The following is a 334-nucleotide window of genomic DNA, read 5'->3' on the forward strand; positions in this document are numbered from 1 at the left end:
GTTGGGAACGATGCCAGCATGATGGTATCACCCGTTACGCCAGCTAACGGTTTGACGCGTTGCCAAATCGTTTCGGTAATGTATGGCATAAATGGATGCATTAGACGCTGCATTTTTTCAAGCACATTGACTAACGTATGGCGTGTGCCGCGCATTTGCGATTCAGTGCCGTTTTGCATAACAGGCTTGGTTAATTCTAAATACCAGTCACAGAATTGATTCCAAGTGAACTCGTATAAGGTGTTAGCGGCTAAGTCGAAACGGAAAGCGGCCATGTGGTCTTCAACGGTTTTCACGGTTTGATTAAACAAACCAATGATCCAACGATCGGCTA

General features: G+C 45.5%; 1 protein-coding gene. It reads right to left on the reverse strand.

The annotated features are described in order from the left end of the window. Nucleotides 1-311, reverse strand: a 311-nt coding sequence (locus AAEY72_RS14330) for a class I tRNA ligase family protein (protein WP_352311175.1), incomplete at its 3' end; no start/stop codon positions are given. Between the last annotated feature and the right edge of the window lie 23 nt (nucleotides 312-334).

The sequence above is a fragment of the Psychrobacter sp. W2-37-MNA-CIBAN-0211 genome (genome assembly GCF_040309405.1).
Classification (GTDB): Bacteria; Pseudomonadota; Gammaproteobacteria; order Pseudomonadales; family Moraxellaceae; genus Psychrobacter; species Psychrobacter glaciei.